Source organism: Candidatus Erwinia dacicola (genome assembly GCF_001756855.1).
Taxonomy (GTDB): Bacteria; Pseudomonadota; Gammaproteobacteria; order Enterobacterales; family Enterobacteriaceae; genus Erwinia; species Erwinia dacicola.
The window spans coordinates 1-1,844 of record NZ_MAYS01000030.1 but is presented as its reverse complement, the minus strand read 5'-3'; the positions used below and the strand labels follow the sequence as shown (position 1 = coordinate 1,844).

The 1,844-nt window shown below is 47.2% G+C and carries 1 protein-coding gene; it reads left to right on the top strand.

Features of this window, described 5'->3' with window-relative positions; genetic code table 11:
* Positions 1–484: 484 nt before the first annotated feature.
* Positions 485–1,681, top strand: coding sequence for a multidrug effflux MFS transporter (locus BBW68_RS00665; protein ID WP_070133578.1), 1,197 nt, complete (start codon positions 485–487; stop codon positions 1,679–1,681).
* Positions 1,682–1,844: the final 163 nt, after the last annotated feature.

Sequence of the window (1,844 nt, the reverse complement as noted above, 5' to 3'; positions counted from 1 at the left end):
CAGCACAAAAGAACTGGAATCGACTTAAGGGTTTCGAGCTGTTGACTCTGGTGGTCAACAACCTGCCGTTCAAAAACAGCAAACAGGTGGAAGAGGAAGCATCAGACCGGAACGTAGCCTGATGGCTCCATACACCAAATTTGACCATAACTCTTATTTGAGTTATGGTAAAAGAGATATTCGCATTGAGTATTCCGATGAAAAAAGTTAATCTTAATTTATTTACTTTAATCATCATATTTCATTGATTGATGAGTATGATTCATGGTCCCTATCCCACAGACAGTAATAATCAAGCTAACCATCCTGCCGAATTTACACCACGTCCCAAGACTCTACCAGCACAGTTCATGGACGCAAAGAGACCTGAATGAAGCACGTTATGTCTACCTCTGGGCGGATGGCATCTATAGCAACGTACGGCAGGACGGTCGACTTTAAATCCATTAAAATGTGATTATTCCCACCTCTTTTAAGGGTTAACATGTCCACTATTAATTTCCAAAAGCAGACTCCGACGGCTACAAAACACGGTCTATCATTTTTGCTCATTCTCAGCGCCCTGATGGCTGTTACCTCTTTATCAACCGACATCTATCTTCCTGCTATGCCCATGATGGCAAAAGATTTGCAGGGTGATGCAGAGTTGACAATCACAGGCTTCCTTATCGGCTTTTGCATTGCACAACTGATTTGGGGGCCTATTAGTGATCGTTATGGGCGTCGTCTGCCGCTGTTTATCGGTTTAGGTCTATTCATCATCGGCTCGGTGGGCTGCGCATTATCAACAAATATCGAGCAAATTGTCTTCTGGCGTGTTTTTCAGGCATTAGGTGCCTGTACCGGGCCGATGCTGGCTCGAGCAATGATCCGTGACCTGTTTAGCCGCACTCGTGCAGCACAAATGCTTTCGACACTGATGATAATCATGGCCATCGCGCCGATTGCCGGGCCCCTAATCGGCGGGCAGATGATTAAAGTCACCTCGTGGCATGCCATTTTCTGGCTGCTGGCGATTATCGGAACATTAATGCTGATGTCTTTATTCTGGTTGCCGGAGACATTACCTGCTGAAAAACGCTCGCAAGCCTCCGTAACCAGAGCCTTTCACAACTACTATGCCTTGCTCACCAACGCCAGATACATGCGATTTACTTTGTGCCTGACGTTCTACTACGTTGCAGCCTACGCCTTTATCACTGGTTCTCCGTTTGTGTACATCACGTACTTCGGCGTTGACCCGCAGCATTACGGTTGGCTGTTTGCAGTAAACATTGTTGGACTGATGGCGGTGAGCATGGTCAACAGACGTCTGGTTCACCGCTATCCACTGGAAGCGTTGCTCAAGAATGCCGTATTCATCGCCACTATTGCGGCAATCATGCTGGCGGTCACAACAAGCCTAGACGTTGGTGGAATTACCATGATTGTCGGCGCTGTGTTCGTATACTTCTCTATGAATGGCATCATCGCGGCGACATCAACGGCTTGCGCATTAGACGCAGTACCTAATGTGGCTGGCTCCGCATCAGCGCTAATGGGGGCATTACAATATGGAAGTGGCATCATCTCTTCACTGCTTCTCGCTCTGTTCAGTGATGGCACGCCATGGACGATGGGCTGGATAATTGCATTGTTTACAGCAGCCAGCACCTTGATGGCACTGACCGTTCATGGTTAGGAAACTGAATCGACCCTTTTGGGGTTTCCTAACCGTTAGCTGTGGTGAGGAAGGGGCTTATTGCGTCAGGTCTGTTACATGATAATGCGTAAAAAAGCCATTTTTGCTATATTTTTCATCTGAAAGCCATTTTTCAGGCAAACTTATCCAGAGCCGGTGCCTG

Excerpts from the sequence above, each read along its gene's own strand:
- BBW68_RS00665 (WP_070133578.1), top strand. The coding sequence starts at position 485 with ATGTCCACTATTAATTTCCAAAAGCAGACTCCGACGGCTACAAAACAC.